At 42.7% G+C, this 26,398-nt stretch carries 20 protein-coding genes; 3 read left to right on the top strand and 17 right to left on the bottom strand.

Annotation, left to right across the window (positions count from 1 at the left end):
* Window positions 1–300: 300 nt before the first annotated feature.
* Entirely contained in the window at window positions 301–630 is a 330-nt protein-coding gene (locus tag ACQKCG_RS05420) for a hypothetical protein (protein ID WP_101205009.1), read from the top strand.
* Window positions 631–805: 175 nt separating this feature from the next.
* Here the strand turns inward: ACQKCG_RS05420 and ACQKCG_RS05415 are convergent, their stop codons facing one another.
* The 6 genes from ACQKCG_RS05415 to ACQKCG_RS05390 all read right to left on the bottom strand — a co-directional run bounded on the left by ACQKCG_RS05415 (window position 806) and on the right by ACQKCG_RS05390 (window position 10,032).
* Entirely contained in the window at window positions 806–1,411 is a 606-nt protein-coding gene (locus ACQKCG_RS05415) for a class I SAM-dependent methyltransferase (protein ID WP_101205008.1), read from the bottom strand.
* 140 nt (window positions 1,412–1,551) lie between these two features.
* Entirely contained in the window at window positions 1,552–5,784 is a 4,233-nt protein-coding gene (gene hrpA, locus ACQKCG_RS05410; protein ID WP_227522908.1) for an ATP-dependent RNA helicase HrpA, read from the bottom strand.
* A 206-nt stretch (window positions 5,785–5,990) separates the two neighbouring features.
* Entirely contained in the window at window positions 5,991–6,581 is a 591-nt protein-coding gene (locus tag ACQKCG_RS05405) for a DUF1543 domain-containing protein (protein ID WP_101205007.1), read from the bottom strand.
* 85 nt (window positions 6,582–6,666) lie between these two features.
* Window positions 6,667–7,461: a metallophosphoesterase family protein gene (locus ACQKCG_RS05400; RefSeq protein WP_101205006.1), complete on the bottom strand. Its 795-nt coding sequence runs from the start codon at window positions 7,459–7,461 to the stop codon at window positions 6,667–6,669.
* Window positions 7,454–8,452, bottom strand: coding sequence for an alpha/beta fold hydrolase (locus ACQKCG_RS05395; RefSeq protein ID WP_101205012.1), 999 nt, complete (start codon window positions 8,450–8,452; stop codon window positions 7,454–7,456). The genes ACQKCG_RS05400 and ACQKCG_RS05395 overlap by 8 nt, the downstream gene beginning before the upstream one ends.
* 158 nt (window positions 8,453–8,610) lie before the next feature.
* Complete coding sequence (locus ACQKCG_RS05390; protein WP_101205005.1) at window positions 8,611–10,032, bottom strand: SLC13 family permease; 1,422 nt, start codon at window positions 10,030–10,032, stop codon at window positions 8,611–8,613.
* Window positions 10,033–10,440: 408 nt separating this feature from the next.
* Between ACQKCG_RS05390 and ACQKCG_RS05385 the strand changes: the two genes are divergently transcribed.
* A complete protein-coding gene (locus ACQKCG_RS05385; RefSeq protein ID WP_166739249.1) occupies window positions 10,441–10,593 on the top strand; it encodes a hypothetical protein in 153 nt (50 codons plus the stop codon).
* 93 nt (window positions 10,594–10,686) lie between these two features.
* Here ACQKCG_RS05385 and ACQKCG_RS05380 read toward each other — a convergent pair whose 3' ends face one another.
* Window positions 10,687–11,382 carry a YoaK family protein gene (locus tag ACQKCG_RS05380; protein WP_057760330.1) on the bottom strand — a complete coding sequence of 232 codons (696 nt, stop codon included), beginning with the start codon at window positions 11,380–11,382 and terminating at the stop codon, window positions 10,687–10,689.
* 135 nt (window positions 11,383–11,517) lie between these two features.
* The gene (locus ACQKCG_RS05375; RefSeq protein ID WP_101205004.1) at window positions 11,518–12,327 is read right to left on the bottom strand and encodes an enoyl-ACP reductase FabI; all 810 of its coding nucleotides are present in this window, start codon (window positions 12,325–12,327) and stop codon (window positions 11,518–11,520) included.
* Window positions 12,328–13,040: 713 nt separating this feature from the next.
* Between ACQKCG_RS05375 and folE the strand changes: the two genes are divergently transcribed.
* Complete coding sequence (folE, locus tag ACQKCG_RS05370; RefSeq protein ID WP_227522907.1) at window positions 13,041–13,637, top strand: GTP cyclohydrolase I FolE; 597 nt, start codon at window positions 13,041–13,043, stop codon at window positions 13,635–13,637.
* 97 nt (window positions 13,638–13,734) lie between these two features.
* Here folE and msrB read toward each other — a convergent pair whose 3' ends face one another.
* The 9 genes from msrB to ACQKCG_RS05325 form a co-directional block, all read right to left on the bottom strand.
* Entirely contained in the window at window positions 13,735–14,949 is a 1,215-nt protein-coding gene (msrB, locus tag ACQKCG_RS05365) for a peptide-methionine (R)-S-oxide reductase MsrB (protein ID WP_101205002.1), read from the bottom strand.
* A gap of 466 nt (window positions 14,950–15,415) precedes the next feature.
* Window positions 15,416–16,708 (bottom strand): iron-containing alcohol dehydrogenase, encoded by a 1,293-nt coding sequence (locus tag ACQKCG_RS05360; RefSeq protein ID WP_101205001.1) that lies wholly within the window; start codon window positions 16,706–16,708, stop codon window positions 15,416–15,418.
* A 273-nt stretch (window positions 16,709–16,981) separates the two neighbouring features.
* Window positions 16,982–18,661 carry an ABC transporter ATP-binding protein gene (locus ACQKCG_RS05355; protein WP_227522906.1) on the bottom strand — a complete coding sequence of 560 codons (1,680 nt, stop codon included), beginning with the start codon at window positions 18,659–18,661 and terminating at the stop codon, window positions 16,982–16,984.
* A gap of 1 nt (window position 18,662) precedes the next feature.
* Window positions 18,663–19,712 (bottom strand): ABC transporter permease, encoded by a 1,050-nt coding sequence (locus tag ACQKCG_RS05350; RefSeq protein ID WP_101205011.1) that lies wholly within the window; start codon window positions 19,710–19,712, stop codon window positions 18,663–18,665.
* Window positions 19,713–19,774: 62 nt separating this feature from the next.
* The gene (yejB, locus tag ACQKCG_RS05345) at window positions 19,775–20,845 is read right to left on the bottom strand and encodes a microcin C ABC transporter permease YejB (protein ID WP_057760341.1); all 1,071 of its coding nucleotides are present in this window, start codon (window positions 20,843–20,845) and stop codon (window positions 19,775–19,777) included.
* A gap of 103 nt (window positions 20,846–20,948) precedes the next feature.
* Window positions 20,949–21,728: a hydroxyacylglutathione hydrolase gene (gloB, locus tag ACQKCG_RS05340; RefSeq protein ID WP_101204999.1), complete on the bottom strand. Its 780-nt coding sequence runs from the start codon at window positions 21,726–21,728 to the stop codon at window positions 20,949–20,951.
* 304 nt (window positions 21,729–22,032) lie between these two features.
* Window positions 22,033–23,865 carry an extracellular solute-binding protein gene (locus ACQKCG_RS05335; protein ID WP_101205010.1) on the bottom strand — a complete coding sequence of 611 codons (1,833 nt, stop codon included), beginning with the start codon at window positions 23,863–23,865 and terminating at the stop codon, window positions 22,033–22,035.
* A 294-nt stretch (window positions 23,866–24,159) separates the two neighbouring features.
* Window positions 24,160–25,287, bottom strand: coding sequence for a 3-phosphoserine/phosphohydroxythreonine transaminase (serC, locus tag ACQKCG_RS05330; protein ID WP_101204997.1), 1,128 nt, complete (start codon window positions 25,285–25,287; stop codon window positions 24,160–24,162).
* Window positions 25,288–25,379: 92 nt separating this feature from the next.
* A complete protein-coding gene (locus ACQKCG_RS05325; protein WP_101204996.1) occupies window positions 25,380–26,303 on the bottom strand; it encodes a DNA polymerase III subunit psi in 924 nt (307 codons plus the stop codon).
* Window positions 26,304–26,398: the final 95 nt, after the last annotated feature.

Below are 26,398 nucleotides of genomic sequence, written 5' to 3'. Positions count from 1 at the left end.
ACCTGTTTGCGATAGTCTATTGAATAAGTCATCGTTTATTTCATTAAATGCAATTGTTAATAGGGTTGTATCGGTTTTATTTGGATTAGACTATATCTATGAAATTCTTCCTCAAAAAACTTCATTTTTAAATTGAATGATTTATGGAGCATTTTAAATAAATAGAAAAATTGGTTGACTCAACCATATATTCGTATTATAACATATACTATGTATTTAAAATAATGAATATATAGGGCAGCTTTACTCTGCGTAAGATCAATGTGAAGCGATCAATAGAAAGCTTAGGGAGGAGATAACATGATTCGTTTAAGCTACACTCTCAAATGCTGGGCACTTGGCATCACTTTTTTTACAGTGTTCTACTTTATGGTAGTCATGAGTGACCCTGGCTTTAGCAAGTACATTTACATGTTGGCTTTCAGCACTTTGCTATTCCCTATTGCTAAGCGTGCCGTCGATGTTATGACCGATTTTTTCGCACCAGATATTGAATTGTTCAATGGATTGTTACCATCACTTTTAATCAATATTGTGATTTGGATACTTACTCCATTTATCGTCGCATTAACTGTGATTGCCTATATACTTTATAGCATGGGTGTATTGACAGAAAAAATTAGCCATTAAGTACCAATCATTAAGTATCAATTATCAAGTACCAATCATTAAATACTAGTCATTAGATACCAGTCACTAATTATCAAACATTAAACCTCAATAATTTATAGAGAAGGTGGTTCGTAAACTATCTTCTCTAACTATGTTAGCTACTAAAACGACCAATAGCTTTAACTTACGACGGCTAGTTGCTGACTTTTTTGCCGACAAACTGTACTACAGCGCTAAGCCCTTGATGCCGCTTTCCTTCTGATACCATACGCAACTTTTCTATACCCATAACTTCTTTCAGCCCTACAAGCTCATGTTGAAAGTTCTGTAAAGCGCCAAAACGCTCCCTTTGACTGGCAGGTGGTCCACCGACTGCCTCTGTTTCAAGCTGCCGTTCTGTATAAGCTTCGACGATAAATACTCCCTCTGGCTTGAGAGCAGTGCCAACTTGTGCGTGTACATATTGACGTACCGTTTTAGGAACGTGTGCCCAGATAGAAACTATGGCGTCCCATTTATCCTGACCAAATTTGTAATCTGCTAAATCAGCTACTTGGGTGGTAATAGCTACGCCTCTATCTTTGGCCAACTTGTTCGCTTTGTTTAACCCTACTTCGGACATATCCATCGCAGTCACCTTGAAGCCTTGCTCAGCTAAAAATACTGCATTCCTACCCTCGCCCTCTGCTAGACAAAGTACGTGTCCACCTACAGGTATCTGCTCAAATGTCTCTCTCAAAAAATCATTAGGTTCAGTGCCAAATGCGAACTCTGTACCGCTATAGCGTTCATCCCACATTTTAATTGTCCTTTTATTTGAGATTGATATCTAATTTAGTAGGTAACATATGGCATTTAGAACGCTTAGTTATAGAGCCCGTATCTTAAGATCAATGTGTGCTCTATAACATGACGTACCATACAAAACTAAAATTTAGCCTAACTCACCTTGTCCCACATTTTGCTTAGACGCTTGGGCGATACTGCCATACGAGTTTTCATAGGCTGGGCAAACAGTTGAATACGATACTCTTCCACCATCCAACGATACTCACTAATGGCTTCTTTGTCCGCACGTCCTGCTAGCCGCTCCATATGCAAATCAAGCGCGTAGACACCATCAAGGTCGGCGTCGAGGTTGTGCTCCAAACGCTCTAGTCGAATCTGTAACGCTTCAAGATAGCGTGGATACTGTTGCCAATGGCTGTAATCCATCCGATAAACAAAATCAGCCAAATGTAAATCTTCTAACTGATCTTCGATATCATCGATAGACTCACCAAATATCTCACGATCTAACATCAGCAACCCTTGGCGAATACGCTGCCAACGAGTGTAGACATTCTTAAGCGTTTTGATGACGCTTTGACCAGTTAATAAGAAGTTATTGACTACCACTTCGAGCGTCTGAGTATACTCTTCAGAGGTAAACGGTAGCTCCTCGCTCAATCCAACTGCGATGTCATCAGCGCTTTCTGGTAAATTTTCAGAATGATCAAATAAGACGTAGTGCTCTTCGAGAGCCGCGTCTAACGCAGCATCTATAACGATCGTTTTAAGTTTATCCATGTCGCCAAGTGGCGCAAATGCCAGTTTAAATATACTGTCGATTTGGCTCGTTAACTGCTTTTTCTTTGCACCAAGTTTTCCTTTGATTAAAGTCAGCACCCCGATGCGATGTGCTTGAAGTGCTGCATTGACATCAGTGTATTGATGAATCGATACAGCTTCTCCCGCTTCATCAGCGACGAGCGCTGCAAACTGTTTCATCACCACACCTGCACTATGATGATTTTTGCTGAAAGCAAAATGCTCAGGAAACTCAGTATGCACGCCTTGCTGTTCATTTACCGCTTGACTGGTCTCAGATGCATGACGAATCTGTAGGGTTTGCAGATCACGGCCTTTTTCGATGATACGGTTTTTCTCATCGACCACGCAGATTTGTGGCTGCAAATAGCGATCAATCGTAGATGGATTGAAGTTCTCTGGTGTCACCGACATGATACCGCGACGATGCAATGCCTGACATAGCTGTTTCAGCAATCCTTGTCCACCTTTTGGCTGCAACTCATCAAACAAACTGTCTGCAGTATTGGGTATCGGTACGATTTGACGACGTATCTCCTTTGGCAGTGACTTGAGCAGCTGCAATACCAATTCATAGCGCCAACCGGGCACACCCCACAGTAGCTCAATCGCGTCGAGCTGCGGTAATGCGGCAAGCGGTACACGTATGGTCACACCATCATCATCGCTGGCCGGATCAAAGATATAGCGGAGCGGCAGTTTTAAATCGCCCAGCTTCCACACTTCTGGAAAGTCCCCTGTGGTCGGCGCTTGGCTATTAAGCACATCTTCATCGGTGAAGAATAGATGCTTGGCATCATGCTTTTCGACTTCTGCACGCCAATCCTCAAACGCTTTGCGACTGGCAACGTGCTCAGGGATTTTCTTATCATAGAACTGATAGAGAGTCTCTTCATCCACCAATAAATCACGGCGACGCAGCTTGTCCTCGATACGCTCAACATGAGCAATCTTATCCATGTTATGTTGCAAAAATGGTGCATTGCGACCAAAGTTACCCGTCACCAAGCCATCACGAATAAATATCTCTCGTGACTCGACCAGATTGACTTGCTCATAATTAGTCAGCTGCTTACTAATAATAATCAGCCCAAACAGACTAATCTGTGCGTAGGCTTTGACGCGTCCTGTTTTCTTAGACCAATGTGGTTCGAAATAGTGATATTTCAGCAAGTCACCTGCCGCTGAAATAATCCATTCTGGTTCGATTTTGGCAACAGTACGCATAAAGACTTGTGAAGTCTCTACCATCTCAAATGCCATCACCCAAGGTGGTATTTGTTTAAACACCGTACTGGCTGGGAATATCTTGGCCTTTTGCTGACGCGCAGCTAAATACTCACCGCGGCTTTCGGTCTTGTGCGCGATGATAGACAATAAACCCGTTAATAACGCTCTATGCAGATTGGCATATTTGACCGCTTTTAGCTCTTCGTCTTCGATCGCTGTTGGATCATTAACAGCCACATTTTTATCAGCAGCTTTTGATTCATTGACATCAGTTAATTTCAGCTCAGTGACCATCTGTACCAACTGACGATGCGTCTGATGCCATTCACGTACACGCGGGAAGCTTAAATAGTTTTTCTTAGCAAACTGCTTACGCTGATTACCAGACAGTTTATTGCCGTCTTCATCTTTTTCAAACAGCGCCTTCCATAGGCTCAGATAAAACAAAAAGTCAGAGTCGTCTTGACGGAAGACCGCATGCTTTTGATCCGCTTGTGTACGTTTATTGGCAGGACGCTCGCGTGGATCCTGTACAGCAAGCGCGGCCACAACGATCAGCATTTCACGAATACAATCAAAATCAGAACCAGCCACCAGCATACGTGCCAGCCTTGGATCGATTGGCATACGTGCCATTTTCTGACCAGTCGCTGTCAAACGTAGGTGATCAAGCCCTTTTCTCGCTTTTGGCTTGTTAGCTTTGTCTTGAGCAGCAATGTCTTTCTTAGAAGTAATAGCGCCCAATTCATCTAGCAGTTTATGACCATCAGTAACCAATCGGCTATCAGGCGGCTCAATGAATTCAAAGTCATCCACACTACCTAGACGTAGATTGGCCATTTGCAAGATTACTGACGCTAAGTTAGTACGTAAAATCTCAGGCTCAGTAAACTCAGGGCGGCCACTAAAATCTTCTTCACTATAAAGACGAATACAAACACCTGGAGCAACACGCCCACAGCGACCTTTACGCTGATTGGCAGCTGCTTGCGAAATTGCTTCAATCGGTAAACGCTGTACGCGTGAGCGATATGAGTAACGCGAAATCCGCGCAAAACCCAAGTCAATCACATAACGAATACCCGGTACGGTTAATGCGGTCTCAGCAACGTTGGTCGCGATAACAATACGGCGACCTCGACCCGATGGTTGAAAGATACGCTGCTGCTCTTCATAAGTCTGCCGTGCAAACAATGGCAGTACTTCTGTATGGCGAGGGCCATGACGCTCAAGCACTTCCTGCGTCTCACGAATCTCAGCTTCAGTTGCAGCAAATATCAAAATATCAGCCTGATCGGCGTGACCTTTACTCTGCGCGTCGCTAAAGCACTCTTCGACCGCAGCAACCACAGCGCGCGGCAGGTTCTCTTCAAAATCATCGTAGCTGTCATCTTCTGAGCTGTTCACTGGCTCATCTGTCAACGGACGATAACGGACTTCTACTGGAAAGCTACGCCCTTCTACATTAAAAATAGGTGCAGGAACTTGCCGTTTGAGCTTATTGTCATAACGGCTGAAGTATTCACTAAAGCGCTTAGTATCGAGGGTAGCTGACGTAATAATGACTTTTAAATCTGGGCGCTTGGGCAGCATCTTTTTGAGATAACCCATAATAAAATCGATATTTAAGCTACGCTCATGCGCCTCATCGATAATAATCGTATCGTACTTACTCAAAAACCGATCATGACCCAACTCAGCGAGCAGAATACCGTCCGTCATGAGCTTTACAATAGATTGCGCTGTCCCTTGCTCATTAAAGCGAATCTTAAAACTGACCGTATTACCTAATGGCTCACCCAGCTCTTCTGCGATACGGTTTGCCACACTACGAGCAGCCAATCGTCTCGGCTGTGTATGCCCTATCTGCCCTGTAATACCGCGCCCTGCTAGCATTGCAAGCTTAGGCAACTGCGTCGTTTTACCAGAACCCGTCTCACCAGCAACGATAATAACTTGATTATCGATAATCGCTTGTACTAAGTCTTCTGCGCGTTGGCTAACAGGCAGATCCAGATTTAGCTTGGCAGGTAAATCACTTGGAATACTATCGATACGTGCCTGCACGGCTTCTTGAGAACGCATTTTTATTTTTTCGTACTGAGCACGTTTTTTAGCGAGTACATCATCTGAATTATTTTTTTGCTCAGAATCATGATTAGATTTTTTATTCTTAGGCACAGCAGCACGTGCCAGCTCTCGTTCAAGACGGCTTAAGTAATAGCTATCCTTGGCAAGAACTGGTAGATCCGCCAGCGCTACTGCTGGCTTCTTAACATCTTGAGTTTCATTTACAGTAGATGCATCTGAATCGCTGTTTTCAGGAATATTGGGCTTAGAAGTATTGGGCATATTTGCTTAGGCTATTTATTATGTAGAAGTGGTTAGATTATGGGGGTAATTGGGGTATGATTCAAGTTAGTCGAGTCCTGATTACTCTTGTATCAATAATGCTAAAACTATCACACATTACAGAACGTATCCGAACTTAAGCTATCCATTAAGTTCATTTAATGAGGCGTGTATTGGGTTACTTTTATAAAATTTAGATAAATCTATTATAGCGCCAATTTCTTTAAATTCTTGATGCTTAGATAACCGACGTATTCTTTGTCTTCGCAAGCATTCAGCTCATCTATATCACTGATAGGCTCAATCGAAAGCTGAACATTGGAGATAAGATCGTTTACGTTATATATGTCATCTATATCTACTGCAAACTTATCATCAATATGAGAAGCTGCATTAAAAGATGACGTTTCATCTTTAAGAGTAAACTGCTTATAAAAATCACTTTTTTTTGCTTGTTTGATCGCGTCAGCTTGGTTAGGTGCAACGATGAGTAGCTTGTAGTGAAATTCTTCAAAACTGTCCTGCTGATAGCCACCTAGATTGATAAAGAATAACTTTAAGTCAGCAGCAGCCTTTAATTGCTGACTTGGTTCAATTAACTTAATGGCATAACTACCCACTTTAGTAATCGCGCGATATGAATCAATATGCCATTTATTTTTTACCTCAGGCCAATGTTCATTGATATCTGCTATCAAGTCACTCACTTGACTGGCTGCGCCAAAGAAAATATCGTGTTGCTCAATCAGACGGCCTTTAGGACGGCCGCCCAGCTGAACCATATATAGTGTTAGCATTTTATGTAATCTCTATTAAATAAAAACCCATAGTTAATCTAAAGGTAATGCTGTCATTGCTAGGATAGAATGTTTTTAAGTACTGTCATACTGGAATCACTCTACCCGTCTTCAATGCAAATGCCCAATCTTCACGTCCGTTTCTTAGAGCCATATTTGCTGCTGCTTCATGGTCATAAGCGACCCTGACATGCTCAGTTTGCCAATGTTTACCTTGTTGAGTCTCAATACACTTGATAAGAGCATAATTAGCATGAGGCGAATAAGTTTGCATCTTATGAATAATAGGCAAATCGTCTTCGTAAGCTGGATAGCCAACGCTACCACTATTCACAATAGTTTGTCCTGACGACAGTACTACTGTACGCGGGATGTGTGTATGACCACATAAGATAACATCATTATCAATACCATCAAGTAACGCCAATATAGTTGCATCATTACGCACTATTGGTTGACCCGTTTCGATATCCTCTAGTAAATATATCATGTCATCGGTCGGCGAACCATGGCAGAGGTATACATCCTCACTGACATGAAAATCAAATGGCAAAGACCGCATCCATTCAATCGCTTTTTTAGAGAGATCTTTGATAATAAAACCCATGGTTGGATTATTAGCAATTTCTGCCGTAGTGGCTTCATAAATCTGCCTATCCTGATTGCCTCTAATGGTAATAATATCATCTCGATTTGCCATTAATAGCTCATAGGTAGCATGAGGTGCTATTGGCCCGTATAAAATATCACCAAGGTTGACAATCTGATCAACATCTCGATATCTTATATCGGCAAGCACAGCTTCAAGAGCGTAGATATTACTATGAATATCTGAAATCGCAGCGATGGTTGTTATCTGTTTCTTTTCTAAGTTATTCATTTCCTGACTCACTCATCAAAAACCGCTTTACAACGTCAACGGTTGCTAACGGATCTTCTTCGTGCGGTACATGACCTAAGTTATCAAATATTTTAAGCTGACTATTACGTATATCTCTATGAAATAACGCGGCGTTTTCTACAGGAATAAGATCATCTTTTGCACCCCATAAGATCAAAGTCGGCATGTCTAGCTGCTTTATTTGAGCTTGATCGCTCTCATCATCAGTTTCATTTAGGCGACGACTCAAAGCCTGCCGATTACCTTTACGTAGTGTCAATTCATAGTATCTATTAACTAAGGCATCGTTTACTTTGCTATTGTCTGCATACACACTTAAAACGCTTTTCTCAACAACACTTCTGGGTAGGATACGATTTAGAATTGGTGACATCATTGGATATTTAGCAAGTTTAAAACCAATAGGAATATGTTTGGGTGTTGCTGGATAACCAACTGAATCTACCAATATCAATCGATTGACACGCTCAGGATACAAAGCTGCAGTACGCCACGCTACCTTGCCTCCCAATGAATTACCGGCTAGCGTGACACGATCCAGCTTCAAATGATTAAGTACTTCAATGACAAACGCCGCATAATTTTCGCTGCTGTATCGCGTGCTCTCATCCACGTAAGGACCGGTCAAACCGAACCCTGGTAAATCCATGCTCACGACACAGTATTGATCAGACAGCGCCTTGGTCCAGCCCTCCCATGTATGCAAACTTGCCGATGTACCATGCAATAAAACGATTGTTTCGGGTCGGTTTTTTTCGGCTGCATCGCCACGGTGTGTATGACAATTAGCTGACTGCACTACATGCGCCTGCATACCTTGTATGTCTATAAATTCGCTGTTGGGTAGTTGCCATTGTGTTAACTCAGCGACGGTACGATCAGGTGCCCAATATTTTGCTATAAATACTATTACCACAGCAATTGCGCCTAGTAATATCAGAACAGTTGCTTTTAATAAGTACTGTGTCATGTGATCAAATCCATTTAATAAGATGACGTTAATAATAAACATTCTATACCGCTATCTCGTATGATAAGCGATAAAAAACCCCAACGTTCAATTTGTCTTGAACATTGGGGTTTCATTTATACTAAGCAGATATGACTAGGATTTTAATGACTACTTGATTATATCAAGAAAAAGTACGCCCATAGCCCGATAACGATAGTAGCAATGATGTTTAATATGATACCTGTACGAATCATTTCTGTTTGCTTGATCAAACCTGTACCAAACACAATAGCATTTGGCGGTGTGGCAACTGGCAACATAAACGCACACGATGCACCAATACCGATGACCAATACGAGCACCTCATGTGGCAAACCCATCTGCTCTGCAATAGCGGCAAATACAGGCACTAACAATGCTGCCGAGGCAGTATTGGAAGCAAATTCTGTCAAGAAAATAATAAATGCTGAGACTGCCATCATCACAATGATAAGTGGTGCAGAAGACAGCGCAGTTGCTACAGTTTCCCCTAGTACCAAAGACGCCCCAGATACTTTCAGAATTGTCGATAGCGCAATACCACCACCGAAAAGCATGAGCACACCCCAATCCGTATTGTCTGATACTTGCTTCCAAGACACTAGCCCTAAGCTCACTACTGCTGCCGCTGCTGTTAGTGCAACGATAGCATCAGTATCCGTGATATCTAAAGCTGCTCCGATCTTTTTGGAGAATATCCAGCTCAATGCCGTAACGATAAAGACGATGATAGTGACGATACGTGGCTTGTTCCAAGCAATCGGCGCATCATCAACGAGGACAATAGTACGATTTAGGTTCGGCTTTAGGAACACATACATCGCACCCAACAATAATGGTAACAGTACCAACATCATTGGAATACCAAACTTCATCCAGTCTACAAAGGCAATATCGAGTGCTTTTGCAGCAATGGCATTGGGCGGCGAACCAACAATCGTACCCAAACCACCCAGACTTGCTGAATAAGCAATACCTAATAGTACAAATACAAACGTACCGCGGTCTTTTTCACGATCAACTTGCGTCAAGATACCGAGTGCCAACGGGAGCATCATCGCAGCCGTAGCGGTATTTGATATCCACATCGATAAAAATGCCGTCACACCAAATATCAAAAATACAGCTGTACTCAGTTTGCCACCAGACATCGATAGAATCTTTAGTGCGATCTTTCTGTCTAGCTGCTGCACATGCAATGCTGCTGCCAAAGCAAAACCACCAAAGAACAGATAAATAGTAGGATTGGCAAAGCTTTGCAGACCGATTTCAGCATCGAAGTCTGGTATGCCAACCAAGGCACCGATTACTACGACAAGTAGCGCTGTTATGGTGACGTGCACAGCTTCTGTAAGCCAAAGTACCCCAATAAAAAACAGGACTGCGAGACCTTTATTCGCATTGATGTCGAACGGCAACACATTGTAAATAATCAACGCAATAATCGCGGCAATCGCGACAACGATCAGCCCTTTGCCTGTACCTTTTGGGAAAGTATCAGTAAATAAATATTCATTGCCATCATTAGGAAGATGACTATCTAGCTTTTGCTCTGACATAGAATGTCCTTATTGAATCAAAGACGGTGTAAGAAACCTAAAAATAAAACATAAATGGTTGGTTAGTGTATTTTAATAAATACATTACTACTGAGGTAAATCTAATTATCTGCAGACATCACTTGAGATATATACGTCGAAATTAGTCTTTCTACAACTTATACTAGTAATTCGCAAACTTAGTCATTAATCATGTGATCAGCTTCATTATTAGTGGCATGGTTGATTGCAGCATTAGTTACACATAGTCACTAAACAAGTGTACTCTGTATATGTACAAGACTATGGTCACACTGCATACTAGATAAGTTATATAAAAGCCAAGCGCTACTAAATACGAGCGTCAACAAATAAAGATTTAATTAAAACATCTCTATTAAGAAGTAAATAAAAACACTGGAGTACTTTATGACAGACTCAAATAAAACGGACTCAACGACCAAAATGGCACCAAAAGACATCAATCAAGATGGCCTAGCCAAAGAAGATCAACAACGTACTGACGACTCTATGCTCGATATGATGCAAGGGATGCATGAGCACGAAGATCATAAAGAATAAGACCAAAGCATGTTTTGATAGCTCGCTATTCTACACCTAAATAAACATGCAAAAACCAATACAGTTAATAATAGGCACGATAGGCGTTTATCACTATGATAAGCGCCTATCTTTTTTTGGTTCTCTCACCTCTGGCAGATGATCTGAGACATAGTTGTATACAAATGCTGCTGTCGATACAATGGCGATGGGAACAAACAAAGCATCATAGCTGACTTTTGCAAACAAGAAAGCGCCTACTGCGCTACCACCGCAGAAACAATACCAGATAATGGCTTGAAACCCTAAGGTTGGCTTACTAATAGAACGACCCGCAAGCCAGTTACCGATTGCTGCACCCATGTCTGATGTTAGCCCTGTTAAGTGAGTGGTACGAATGACCGCCCCACTATAAGTTGCGACCATCGCATTTTGCAGTCCACATGCCATTGCTGCTGCTAATTGCCCTAAGTAGTCATGCTGCTGATACAACCAATAGCTAACCAACAGTAGTGCTGCTTCTAGATATAGCGCTCGTCCATAGCGACGGCCGAGTTTCAATGATGTCTGCCCAATGACAAAGCCGCTTAGTATAGCCCCTGCCAAAAAGGACAGCAACAAGGTACCAATATATAAAATACTACGCGCGTCTGAATGAGCGATAGCCGCTGCAAACAAGCTTACATTGCCCGTTACGTGCGACACTGATAAATTGGCAAATCCCATTAACGCCGTCGTATTCACACAACCAGCACTAAATGCCAATACTGCCCCGCCCCATAGTATCCACTTTGGTAACTTGGTTATCATATCCCTCGCTCAAAAGCACTTAACTAAAAGTGCACACTGCTAAAAAAAGCACGTAGCCAAAAAGACTCATAGTATAACTAGAAAAGACAGCCAATTGGCTGTCTTTTCTATTATTACACGAATCATCTATAACAATTACTGTGCTGGTTCATCAAGCATCATCAACTGCTCACTGATAGCAACTGTATTAAAGCCTGCATCTACGAACATAATCTCACCTGTGATACCAGATGCCCAAGGCGACAATAGGAACAATGCGGCGTTGCCTACTTCTGTCTGTGTGATGTTGCGTTGTAATGGCGCAATTTTTTCGCTGATATCGAGCATTTTGCGGAAAGACTTAATGCCACTAGCCGCTAGCGTGCGGATAGGACCTGCAGATATCGCATTAACACGGATACCTTCACCGCCCATAGACGTTGCTAAATAACGAACACTGGCTTCTAAACTGGCTTTTGCCATACCCATGACATTATAGTTTGGCAATACTGAAATGCTGCCTTCGTAGGTCAATGTCAACATAGAACCATGGCGCATCGCTAGTAACTCACGAGCTGCTTTTGCCAATGCAACAAAGCTATAGCTAGAGATGTCATGCGCAATGTGACTGCCTTCACGAGTCGTGGCATTGACAAAATCGCCATCCAACTGATCCATCGGTGCAAATCCAATAGCATGTACCACACCATCGATACCGTCACCCCAATGAGCAGTCACTTGCTCAAAGCACGCAGCAATTGACTCATCAGAAGCTACGTCACATTCTAGAACCAAATCTGCTTCGAATTTTTCAGCGGCCATATCGACGCGTTTTTTGATTTTGTCATTCGGGTAAGTCAGGATTAGTGAGGCCCCTTCGCGGTGCAGCGCTTCTGCGATAGCCCAAGCGATAGAGAGTTTACTTGCGATGCCAGTTACGACAAATCGTTGTCCTTGCAGTAGCATAAGATTTCCTTTTGAATCAATCGAGATGATTTAGAATAAGAATTTATTTAGAGTAATTAGAAGATTGAGACTACTAGGGCGTGTCTTCAATTCACTCGATAGTCATCTAAATGGGCTAAAAATGGCTAAATCTTGCCAAACATCATCAAATAGCTGGTTAATACCCTGATATTATCTGCGCTATTTTCTTTGTTTAACGGCAATTTATCTCATTTTTATCACCATTTTTGAAATGAAGACACGCCCTAAATAGTACAAATGAAAAGATGAGTTATTATACACGAATTAATTTAAGTAAACAGTCGTAAACTGTATTTGGTGCTTGTTATTGGATTGACTGATACAAACAACTAATAACGTCAAAATGACTAATAGCAGTTTATCACCTGAAGTAGTATCGACAGTGAGAGTTTTTCGTGAGTTATTAGATTGCATTTTAGCATCAACGCTTCACGATAAAATACTCAGACTATAGTAGTTTGCTTATTTTATGAAAAAACCGCACTTCGAATATTAACACTATAACCGTTCAGACTGAGTACCAAGCACCCCTTTATTGATTAAAGACTCAACTGCTAGCCACAGCAGTATGAAGTTCAGCAGATTTCGAGTATAATCACAGCCCTTCCCAGCTTGCACAATTTTTATAAGAATCCTCACATGATAGGATTCAACGTTAAGCTACACCCACATTTTGGATGGCTGCCAAACTTATGAGTAACACCCCCATCATAACCCCAGATTATAAAGAAAGTACCGAATCTTATCGCCAACTGATTGCTTCAACTGGCGAAGACTTAGATCGTCCGGGTTTGCTAGATACGCCTGTACGTGCTGCAAAGGCCTTTGCCCATCTGACTCAAGGCTATCATCAAAGCATAGAAGAAGTGGTCAATGATGCTGTGTTTCCATCAGCCAATCGCGAGCTGGTACTGGTACAGAACATTGAGTTTTATTCACTGTGTGAACATCATATGCTACCGTTCCATGGTGTCGCTCATATCGGCTACTTACCTGACGGCCAAGTACTGGGACTGTCAAAATTTGCCCGTATCGTCGATATGTTTGCCCGTCGTTTACAAATACAAGAAAACCTAAGTGAGCAGATTGCACAGACTATCATGGATGTTACTGGCTGCCGCGGTGTAGCAGTCGTCATGGATGCATCGCATATGTGTATGATGATGCGCGGTGTTAGCAAACAACATTCAACCACGCGTAGTACCGCGATGCTTGGTGAATATCAACACGACAATCAAGCCCGTAATGAATTTTTGGGTGCGGTACCTAAACGTCAACCAGCGTTTTAAGTCGCTGTTAATTGATTAGGCTGTTGTGAATAACAACCAAATAAAAAGGACGCATATGATGCGTCCTTTTTATTTGGTTGAGTGATAGGAAATAGCACTAACCAACTGGTTTTACATCATCTACCCAATCGCCATAACCAGCAGCTTCCATATCTGCAAGCGGAATAAAGCGGAGAGCTGCTGAGTTCATGCAATAGCGCTTGCCTGTCGGTGCTGGACCATCATCAAATACATGGCCCACGTGTGAGTCCGCGTAACGGCTACGAATTTCAGTACGGGTTCCAAATATTCCTCGATCTGGCTTTTCAACCACTAAGCTCGTATCCAATGGACGAGTAAAGCTCGGCCAGCCTGTACCAGATTTATATTTATCACGCGAAGAATACAGTGGCTCACCAGATACGACGTCTACATATAATCCAGGCTCTTTGTTATCCCAGTACTCATTATCAAAGGCACGCTCAGTACCTTCTTTTTGAGTGACTTTGTACTGAATATCACTAAGGGACTTCTTTAGCGCATCTTGTGAAGGTTTTACAAATGTATCTGGGTTAAAACCTTTGCTTACTTTGCTATCTGATATGTTATTTAATGTCACTTGCTGTGTGCTATCTGCTTTGGGCGTAAACTTACTAAAATCAAGCTCGTATTTTTTACCATAAACACTCTCGATAAACTGATAGCGACCAGAATTGAAGGTATAAGCTTTATAGCGTATTGGGTTCTTTTTATAATAATCCTGATGATACTCTTCAGCAGGATAAAAGGTACTAGCAGGAACAATCTCAATTACTACTGGCTTGTCATACACACCAGAGGCTTGTAGTGATTGCTTGGCCGCTTCTGCGATTTGCTTTTCTTGCGCATTGTTGTAAAAAATAGCGGGACGATACTGTGTGCCGCGATCAACATACTGCCCTTTATCATCAGTAGGATCAGCAATTCTCCATAACGCTTGTACTATGCCGTTGTAAGTAATCTTCTTAGGATCATAATACACCTGCGCCGCTTCTGTATGCCCAGTACCACCTGCTGACACCTGCTTGTAGGTTGGGTTTTCAGCGGTGCCACCCGTATAGCCAGATACGACTTCTACCACACCAGGGATTTTTTCATAACCTGCTTCAACACACCAAAAACACCCACCCGCTACAGTGGCTACTGCCAATCCTGGTGTAGTCGGTGCATATGGGTTAGCGGCAGTTGTGTTCTTTACAATAGAGCTGTTCTCAGTTGATGCGCAACCTGCGTAAATCGCACTACTCGCTATGATAACTAACCCTATAATTCTAGATGGTAATATGCGGTTCATGAAAATCTCCTAAGCGTAATGTCCTTTACATATCCTAACGCTTTTGTATCACTAAAACATTCCTATACTGTTATATATTTACAGTTTATTAAGATATTTTTTATCAACTGAGTTTAGGGCGTGTCCTCAATTCAATCGATAGTCATCTAAATGGGTTAAAAATGGCTAAATCTTGCCAAACGGTGTCAAATAGCTGACTAATATCTCGATATTATCTGCGCTATTTTCCTTGTTTGACTGCAATTTATCTTATTTTTATCACCATTTTTAAAATGAGGACACGCCCTAATCACAAGATAAATTAAACGGTTGTTTGATAACGATTATATATTTTAGTATGAGTTAACTATAGAAATAAGACGAAAGCTTTGTTATCTCAATGCATTAAAAAAGCCCATTCTTAAAAAAGTAATGGGCTTTTATTTATCGTAAGGTTATCAATGTAAGCATAGGATTATGAAGATTTTTAGCTATCTTTGTCAGCACGTTCATCACTAGCCTGCTTAATCTTCGTTAGAATTTCCTTGATTTCAGCGGCTGATAGATAAGTTGGCACGGCATAAGTATCGCTGACCTCTTTTGCTGCTGCCTTTGCGATATCATTAAAGTCGCTAGTTTGCATACCATTGACAGTTGGATCAATATTTAGATCTGCAATCAAGTTTCTAACTTGCGTGATAAGGTGATCTGCTATCTCACTATCACCATTGGCTGCTTGACCATCCTGTACCATACCGGTTCTTTTAGCCAATGCAGCCAGTCTTTTTTTGCTCGCTTTACGATTGACGTCAAGCACATAAGGCAACACGATGGCATTGGCACGACCATGAGGAATACTATAGTAAGCGCCTAACTGATGCGCGATAGCATGCACATAGCCCAGACCTGCTTTATTAAAGGCGATTCCGCCATAATGAGCGGCGATACCCATCTCTTCTCTTGCTTTTAGATTACCACCGTCTTTATAAGCCAGTGGTAGGTAATGCATAACAGATTTTACGGCAGAGGCTGCATAGTAATCTGTCTCTACGCTAGCATTGGCACTCATCCATGCTTCTAAGGCATGGGTCAATACATCAATGCCAGTATCTGCTGTTATATGGGCTGGCATGCCTTTCATAATAACTGGGTCAATCGCAGCGGCTAGTGGTACCATTCTTGGGTCGATAGACAATGCTTTTTGATGCGTTTTGTCATCAGACACTACTGCACCAAGTGTCGCTTCTGAACCCGTGCCAGCTGTCGTTGGTACGCAGTATAGCGGCGTTGCAGGCTTTCTTGCTTTAAGAATACCGATTAGCTGCTTTGGCTTGCACTTATTGCCTTGAGACATTGCTATCATTTTGGCCGCATCGATCACTGAGCCGCCACCAATGGCTACGATAGAGTCACAATTGGCCTCTATAGACTGACGTAGTCCTTCTTCAACTACTTTAAAAGTAGGATCTGGCGTAACACCGTCATAGATGTGGTAACTGATATTTTTCGCATCTAGATAATCGGTAACTTTTGCTGGTATGCCCAGTTTGTTGAGCACTGCATCCGTGACAATAAACACATTGGTATTGCCTTCATTGATAAGCATATCGCATAGCTCGTCACAGGCAGTCTCGCCAACGAATAACATCGGTCTTCTGATAGGTATCACATAAGATACTGCTTTTAATACCTTTGCCCGAGTCTTAGCCACAGCCAAATAACCAGCATGCTGCAAACTGTTGTTCTTTACCAATTTAGTAATACTGTTTTGTGTTTTCATGAGCACAAAAATCCTTTTTAATGATGATTTTAACTGCAATAAAGACCGTTTTGGGCAGCCAGTTAAATATTACTAATTTACGAGCGCCAGAATGTATAAAGATACGCATCACAGCATTATAAAATGGGCAGCTCTCTAAAATTATTGTACCACTGCTCTTTTCAATATGTCGCTATTATTATGAACTGCAATGTGTCAATTTTATACCAAGCCGCTTATTTTAGTCGCTTAATTTGATTGATCAATCTAAGTGGCTACAGTAAGTCGTTTAAACTAGTCAGTACTTGCCTTTAACAGTTGCTGAGTATAAATATGTTGTGGGTGATTAAAGAGATCTTCGGTACGTCCAGATTCTACGCAAGTGCCTTGTTTTAACACCATAATATGCTGACACAGTGCACGTACTACCTTGAGATCATGACTGATAAAGACATAGCTGACTTGCAGTCTTTCTTGGATTTCACGTAATAAACTAACTACTGTTACCTGTGTGGTACTATCGAGCGCAGAAGTAGGCTCATCCAATATAAGTAGACTGGGTTTCATAATAAGTGCGCGCGCCAGTGCCACGCGTTGACGCTGACCACCTGACAGCTCATGCGGATAACGCTGCGCAAATGCTAAAGGCAAATGTACCGTAGCAAGACTATCTAGCACCGCTTGCTGACGGGCAACTTTTTCCACGTCTTGTACCAGCAATCCTTCTTCCACGATTTGCATGACCGTCATACGCGGATTAATACTGGCAAATGGATCTTGAAATACCATCTGTATCTGCGAGCGGAAGTTACGTAGCGCTTTTTTGGACAATGCTGAGATATCTTGATCATTGACCACTATCTGCCCATTCACACCTGCTTGGTTGCTCAGTAGTTGACTAAGCGCCAGTGCAATGGTGGTTTTGCCAGAGCCAGATTCTCCAACGATACCCAATGCCTGACCTTTTTGCAGTGTCATATCGACACCTTTGACCGCATCGAACCAGCGCTTGGTACCACCAAACAGACCTTTTTCAATTGGGAACTTTATATTAAGACGCTTCACTTCTAATACGCTTGATTGTTTATCTGCGTTATCGTCTTTTATGGTTAATGCTTGCCCAAAGTCTTGCTTGATAAGTGTGCGAGTATAATCGGCCTTAGGCTGATCAAATATCGAAGATGTTTTACCCTGTTCAATCGTTTGACCTTGGCTCATAACGATGACCTCATCACTATAGCGCTTGACCAGATTAAGATCATGACTGATTAATATCATCGCCATATTGTGCTTGCGTTTGAGCTCATCTAGTAGCGCCAAAATCTCATGCTGCAAGGTAACATCGAGCGCAGTCGTTGGCTCATCAGCAATTAAAATATCAGGCTGCTGAGCCAATGCCATCGCAATCATTACTCGCTGACGCTGACCGCCTGATAACTCATGTGGGTAACGGTTCAACTTGTCAGCAGGATCTGTAATATTGACATCATTTAGCAAAGCAATGCTGGTTTCTTGCCATTGCTTCTTAGGCACGCCAACTAGACGCAACGATTCAGCGATTTGTTTGGCGACCGTATGCAACGGATTTAGTGCGGTCATTGGTTCTTGAAATACCATACCGATACGCTGTCCACGAATAGCACGTAATGCGGCATTACGCGCCTTATCATTCGCTATGGACAAGGTCGACATGCCTGTTGTACTTGCAAGCCGCACCTCACCAGTAACGGTGAGGCTATCTGGTAACAGCCCTAGTAGCGCAAGACTGGCAATTGACTTGCCAGAGCCTGACTCACCAACGATGGCCAAGGTTTGCCCTTGTCTTAACTCATAAGACAGCGCATCGACCAACTGGATGCCTGTAGTCGTCGTGATAGTTAATCTATCTACAGTTAGCATGAGCTTATCTTGTGCACGATGAAGACTTTCATTTGGCGCATTGCTGTGCTTAGTGGCGACAATATTTTTAGTCATATTAAGAACGCCTCGGATCAAATGCATCACGCAGCGCTTCGCCGACGAAGATGAGCAATGACAAAATAAAGGTCAAACTAAAGAATCCTGACAAGGCAAGCCATGGTGCATCAAGGTTGTTCTTCCCTTGTACCATTAGCTCACCAAGAGACGGCGAACCAGGTGGCAATCCATATCCCAAGAAATCCAGCGCAGTCAAAGCGATAATATTGGCCGTTAGAATAAATGGCAACTGCGACAAACTAGAAGCTAACGCATTGGGTAAGATATGTCTGAGCATGATTTGGCTGTCCGAAACACCTAAATTGCGTGCAGCTCGCACATAGTCAAAGTTACGGGCTCGCAAAAACTCTGCCCGTACCAAACCAACCAAACCCATCCAACCGAACAACAGCATCATGGCAAACAGCATAATAATGCTGGGACTAAACAGACTGACCAAAATAATAATCATAAACAGCTGAGGCATACCGCCCCATACTTCCATAAATCGCTGCCCTGCCAGATCTACCCAGCCGCCATAATAGCCTTGTACCGCACCGACGATAATCCCAATCAGTGCGCCTGCAAGGGTCAAGGCCAGACCAAACAGTAACGACACTCGCATTCCATAAAGTATCCGTGCCAGCACATCACGCCCCATATCATCAGTGCCAAGCCAGTTCTGGGCATTGGGCGCTGCTGGATAAGGTAGACCAAGCTCGACATTCGGTGTCTGGTCGGCAAACGGAATAAGCGGCATTAGATAAAAACCTTGCTCATCAATCAGCGACTGCACTGCAGGGTCTTTATAATTGGTTTCGGTCTCAAATACACCGCCAAACGTCGTTTCAGGATAAGCTTTTAATACTGGAAAGTAATAATCGCCTTGATATTGAACCAGTAAAGGTTTGTCATTGGCAATGACATTAGCCGCCATGCAGATGACAAATATCACTGCGAAAACAAACAGCGATATCACTCCAAGTCGATTTTGGCGAAAGCGATTTAAACGCGCTTGCCATATAGGGTTCAATCGTTGCTTTTTTGTGGTAGATAGCTGCTCAAGCATTGGCGCTTTATCTGGTTCGCTATTAATAGGACTGCTCTTTGATGAAGGTTGATTATTTGACATTAGCGCCCCTCAAAATCAATACGAGGATCGATTAAGTGATAGCTCAAATCACTGATTAATTGCAGTAGCAGCCCCACTAAGGTAAAGATAAATAGTGTGCCAAATATCACTGGATAATCACGTTGTTGAATGGCTTCAAAACCTAGCAAACCGAGGCCATCAAGTTTAAAAATAATTTCAATCAAGAAGTTACCCGCAAAGAAGATACCAACGATAGCGGCTGGAATACCTGCAATGATAATCAACATTGCATTGCGAAACACATGTCCGTATAGCACTTGACGCTCACCTAAGCCTTTAGCACGAGCAGTGAGTACATACTGCTTGCCCAGCTCTTCTAAAAAGCTGAATTTGGTCAGATAGGTCAAACCTGCAAAACCGCCTACAGTACTTGCCAGCAGCGGTAACGCCAAATGCCAAAAATAATCTTTTACTTTACCAAGCGCGCTTAGCTGATCAAAATTTTCGGACGTCAGTCCCTGTAATGGAAAGATATTCCAATAGCTGCCACCTGCAAAGAAAACCAGTAAAATCACTGCGAAGACAAACACAGGTATTGCATGTCCGATCGCTAGCAGCATAGCAGTGGCTTTATCAATGCCTGAGCCATGATGCATCGCTTTATAGACGCCTAGCGGAATAGCGATCATATAGATGAGCAACGTACTCCACAGCCCAAGCGATATCGAGACTGGCAGCTTCTCTATGATAAGATCGGTCACCGACTGCCCTTTAAAAAACGACTCACCAAAATCTAGCTGAGCGTAGTTCTTTAGCATGAGCCAAAATCGCTCTGGAGCGGATTTATCAAAGCCATATTGAGCATTGATCGCAGCGACCATCTCCTCAGAGAGACCACGCGTGCCTTGATAAGTACTGTCGTTGCCACCTGCACTGCCCGCACCAATATTACCGCCAAGCGCATTATCTTTTGCGCCCTGCTCAATAAGTGCCAGCTGCTGCTCAACAGGCCCGCCCGGTGCCGCCTGTACGATCACAAAATTGGCAAGCAATATCAAAAATAGTGTCGGCAATATCAGTAGTAGTCTTTTTAAGATATAACGACCCATAATGGCGACTTCCTAAATAAAGAGAGATAGCAATGACGTTCAGCAGCGAATTGTGGTGTATTAAATAGGTGCTTAAAAGCAAACTATTTGTTAAAAACTTACTTTAAAAGTTGTTTTTCAGCTCACGTAACGCTGCAAATACCGTTAACGACTTCTCATCATCGATAGGCATTTTGGATTTGACTCCTGCGATTACACTCGGCTCTTGTGTACGTAAAAACACATTTACCGTGCGCTCATGCTCTAGTGTCACTGGTAGCGTTTCCATGCCTTGTTCAGTTTGTACCTCTGCTCGTGCTAAGGCTTGCTGCATCGATTCATTGTCAGGTTCAATAGATAGACCAAAACGTAGGTTACTGGCCGTATATTCATGCGCCGGATACAGTAGCGCCTCATGAGGCAAGCCGTTCAAACGCTTAAAGCTCTCATGCAGTTGCTCAATCGTACCAGTAAACACACGTCCACAACCTGCACTAAACAACGTATCACCGCAGAAACAATGCTTTTGCCCATCGATATCCAAAATATAGGCCATATGGCTAGCGGTATGCCCTGATACATCCCAGACTTGCGCAGAGCAGCCCCATGCGCTCACCGTGCTACCGTCTTTGATAGTTTGATCTTCATCGACGCCATGCTCACTATGCGCAACCAGATGAGTCATCGGATACGATTCTTGCAACTCTGCGACGCCGCCGATATGATCATGATGATGGTGAGTCGTCCAAATCGATGTTAGTTCGAGCTCATGCGTCTCTAGATAATCAATGACCGGCTGGGCTTGACCTGGATCAATGACAATCGCCTGCTTATTATTTTCATTAATCAATGTCCAGATATAGTTATCGCTAAATGCTTTGATTGGGTGAATACGAATACTCATATTAAATCCTTACCGGTAGTTATTTTTGTTACGTGTTATTTTGAGTTATCTAGGGCGTGTCCTCAATTCAAACGAGTGTCCTCTAAATGGGCTAAAAATAGCTAAATTTTGCCAAACATCGTCAAATAGTTGGTCAATATCTCGATATTATCTGCACTATTTTCCTCGTTTGACGGCAATTTATCTCATTTTTATCACCATTTTTAAAATGAGGACACGCCCTAATCTAACTGTTATTTGATAGCAATATCATATAGGCTCAGCTGTCCGTTGTTATCGGGTCAAACTTTATAGTAAATACTGTTTATTGTTTTAAATATTTATTGATACGCCCTTCTGCCTCTTTATCCACCCACCAGTAATCGATACCAACAGCATTGGTCGGTAGTTTTTCAGTATGGCGATACTGATCCCAATAGGCGACATTGGTGCCAGATTTGCCGTATAGCGGTACGACATAATGCCCTGCGCGTAACAACCGATCTAGCACCTGCGTATACAGTACGATCTCGTCACGATTTTTAGCATTACCAAGGGCAGCAACGACCTTATCGACGGCTGCATTCTTGATACCAGCACTGTTATGATTACCCGGCTCGTCAGCAGCAGCGCTACCCCAAAATGCCGCTTGCTCAGCACCAGGAGATAGACTTTGAGCAAACACGTCCACGACCATATCATAATCAAAACGGCGCATACGCTCATAATATTGTGGCCCATCGACTTGGCGCAATGTTGCATCAAATCCCAAGCGTTTTAGATTGCGAATATAAGGCAACAAGACACGGCCCATGGTCTCGCCTGTCATCAAAATCTCAATCTGAGCAAGCGATCCATCAAGTTGATATAGTTTCATATCCTCATAATAAAACCCAGCCTCTAATAGAAGCTGGCGCGCTTCTAATAATCCTTGACGATTAAAACCATTACCATCGCTGGTGGGTAACTGCCATTCTGCTAATGTTGCTTCACGCTGAGTCAGTTCAAGCTCAGACAATAAAGGCGTCAATACCTGCATCTCTGCATCAGATGGCGTACCCGTTGCAGCGAGCTCTGAACCATGAAAGAAGCTCTGCAAGCGCTCATATTGCCCATGAAATAAGGTTTTATTCATCCATTCAAAATCATAAGCAGCTGTCAGTGCTTGGCGAACTTTGATATCTTGAAAGATTGGGCGACGCAAATTCATCACCAACGCTTGCATCGGTACTGGATTTTGACTGGTTATCGTCTCTTTTTGGATAAGCCCTGCTTTTACGGCAGGGAAATTATACCCAGTTACCCAGTTCGATGCTTTATTTTCGGGGCGAAAACGGTATTGACCAGATTTAAAACCCTCAAAGGCAATCTCATCACTTTGATAATAAACAAACTTGATCATATCAAAGTTGTAGCGGCCACGATTGACCATCAAATCACGACCCCAATAATTGGGATCACGTATATAACTTACCGAACGCCCAGCATCGACGCGTCCCAACTTATAAGGACCACTACCCATCAATGGTGACAGACTGATTTTCTCAAAATCGGCATCAATGGAAGACTTGGCAAATATAGGGAACTGGCCAACAGTCAGTAAAATCTCTTTGTTTTCAGCAGAGGCAAAGACAAACTTTACTTGTTGATCATTAATGATTTGAATGTCTTTGATATCGCTAAGATAACTGCGAATATACATGGGGCCTTTGTTCAATATCGCCTCAAAAGTCGCTTTTACATCGCGACTGGTCACACCCGACCCATCCCAAAAACGAGCATTAGGATTGAGATGATAGATAATCCAGCTGGTATCATCTGGATCATATGTCACTTTACTTGCCAGCTGTGGATACATGGTAAATGCTTCATTTAATGAGCCAGTCATCAAAGTATCATACAGATAGTCTGTGCCAATCATCGCGACGCCTGTGGTCATCCATTTATTGGCGCTATTAAACGTACCGCGAGCATCTAGAGATAGCGTACCTCCTGATGGCGCTTTTGGATTGGCATAAGGTAAGTAAGGTGCATCGATGTACTTAGTAGGACTATTGTGACCAAGCGCGGTCGTCGTGATAGGTGCAGCGATACTGCTCGGTATCAAACTGACGGTGATGGTTAGCAATACAGCTTTTAACAGGGCGTTTTTTATTATCATGACGTTATAATAAACCTCTATGCTAACCAATATAAATATCAAAACGTAAAGCCTGACAGCAAAACAGCGTTATAGCAAAATTTTATCATAACAAACTTAGGTTTTTTCACCTAATGGTTTGCCGTGCCCATCGTTTAATGAAAATGCTTAATTTGTCATTCGCATTCCGTATCAGCGTGATGGATACTCACAACTACATATTTATGAATCGTCGTATAAAAAAGGCGCAACCGTCAGCAGTTGCGCCTTTTTTTGATGTGCGTACCAAAAAGTCAGTCGCGATGAGCGGTCTTAACCATGCTTGTTTTCAAACGCAATCATAAAATCAACCAATTGCTGTACCCACTCAAGCGGTACGGCATTGTAGATACTGGCGCGCATACCACCTACGTCACGATGCCCTTTTAAATTGAGCAATCCGGCCTTTTCTGACTCTTCTAAGAACACCTTGTCCAAACTGCTGTCAGCTAAGGTAAACGGTACATTCATGATAGAACGGTACTCAGAGGCGACTGGGTTGTTATAAAAATGACTGTCATCAATCGTTTTATAGAGTAGATCTGCTTTTTTCTGATTGATTTTACCGATAGCAGCCACACCGCCCTGCTCTTCCAACCAATCAAACACTAGCCCTGCTAAGTACCAAGAGTACGTCGCTGGCGTGTTAGACATAGACTCTTTATCAGCTTGATGCTCATAGTTCAGCAGCATAGGACACCATTCGCTAGCTTGCCCCATCAAATCCTCACGGATAATGACAATGACCAGACCTGCAGGACCAATATTTTTCTGTGCGCCCGCGTAGATCATGCCAAATTTAGACACGTCTATCGGCTGTGACAAGATACAAGATGACATATCAGCAATGATTGGCGCATCTACTTGTGGTGGCTCAAATATCTGTAGACCATGAATTGTTTCATTGGCACAGTAATGAAAATAAGCGGCGTCTTCACTGATATTCCAATCGCTTTGCGCTGGTACGTCAGTAAAGTTATTCTCTTTACCAGTTGCAACTAGGTTAATCTCGCCCAAACCCAACGCTTCATAGCGCTTGGCTTCTTTGATCGCTTTGCCTGACCATGCGCCTGTCGTCAAATAGTCACCGCGTCCACCATTTAACAGGTTCAATGGAATCGCAGAAAACTGCAAACTTGCGCCACCTTGCAAAAACAGCACTTTATAGTTATCTGGTATTTCCATAAGCGTGCGTAGCTTAGCTTCTGCTTTGTCAGTAATGGCCATATACTCTTTACTACGATGGCTGACTTCCATGACCGATAGGCCGCGACCTTGCCAATCAAGCAGTTCGCTCTGCGCGCGCTCTAATACGGCTGTTGGCATAGTAGCAGGACCAGCACAAAAATTTGGCAGGCGATGCGGTGTGGCAGTTGCTGTAGACGTTGGGGTTGTAGGCATAATCACAGTCCTAGGTATGATGAAATAAAAGGATGTTTTTTATTTCAGTTTGTTGATAAAGGCATTGGTATTGATGTTAGTTTTTATACAACTCAATGAGATATCTGCTCCCATAGCTGACGTTTAGCATCACTGTCTGCGAGCATTTCTTCTAATTTCGGCACAGTGGTCAGATTGGGATGTTGGAGGCCGTTAGGCAGCGCTGTCAGTGCAGCAACTTTTATCTCTTCACTCCGGCCAATTCGAAAGATATATCCTGCAAGACTGGCATTGGCAAGCTCAGCAGTATCCATACCGTCGCAAATCGGAAAGGAGGTGGTCTCACAAGTGATTGATAGCGCTTGAGTGATGTTTTGCCATAGTTTTTGACTGTCACTATTTAGCGCTTTGATATCAACCAATATTACCCAGTCACCATAGCGCCCACCTTTCAGGTCAAATGGTGCTACTTTTTTTAAGCTATCATCATTTATGTTGTCATCGTTATTACTTTGTGGAAAATTACTCTGCGCAAATTGAGGTTGCTCAATTTGCGCATTAGTCGAGGTTACAGCAGTTTGGTTCGATGCAGTACTTAGGATGTCATGATAGTTAGATCCAGCACTTGAGCTAACAGCATCTGAACTAGCAGCACTTGAACTAACAGTATTCGAATCAACGGAATCAAAGCTATAAGTAACAGGGCTTTGCTCGCTAGCCGTCTGCTCAGTGGTAGCTTGCAAATCAGTATCATACTCATCGGCAACATAGCCGTTAGCATTGTAATCATTGATATCATAACCATCAGACGGTTGATCAACTGTACCTACAATTCTAGCGCTCGCTACCTCATTGTTATTAGACTCAATGTCAGTAGCGTCAATATGTGACTGCTCAACCGAAGCTGTCGCAATGTCAGCTATATTGATGGCTTCTGACTCAGGTTGTACCCACTGATTGATACCCATCATCGCTAGAATTTGGCGTTGCTGCACACGGCGCTGTAATACAGTTAGTGGGTCTTGGGTATCACTCATTCGACTCTACTATCCTACTCATTTTGTTTATATCATTTATAGATATGTTTATTATTTTGGCAGCTCTCATTAAGCATGGGTCGTACTATCAATTA

Source organism: Psychrobacter sp. NPDC078929, assembly GCF_050267985.1.
Classification (GTDB): Bacteria; Pseudomonadota; Gammaproteobacteria; order Pseudomonadales; family Moraxellaceae; genus Psychrobacter.
The sequence above is the reverse complement of the archived record's forward strand: the minus strand, read 5'-3'. Positions and strand labels throughout refer to the sequence as shown.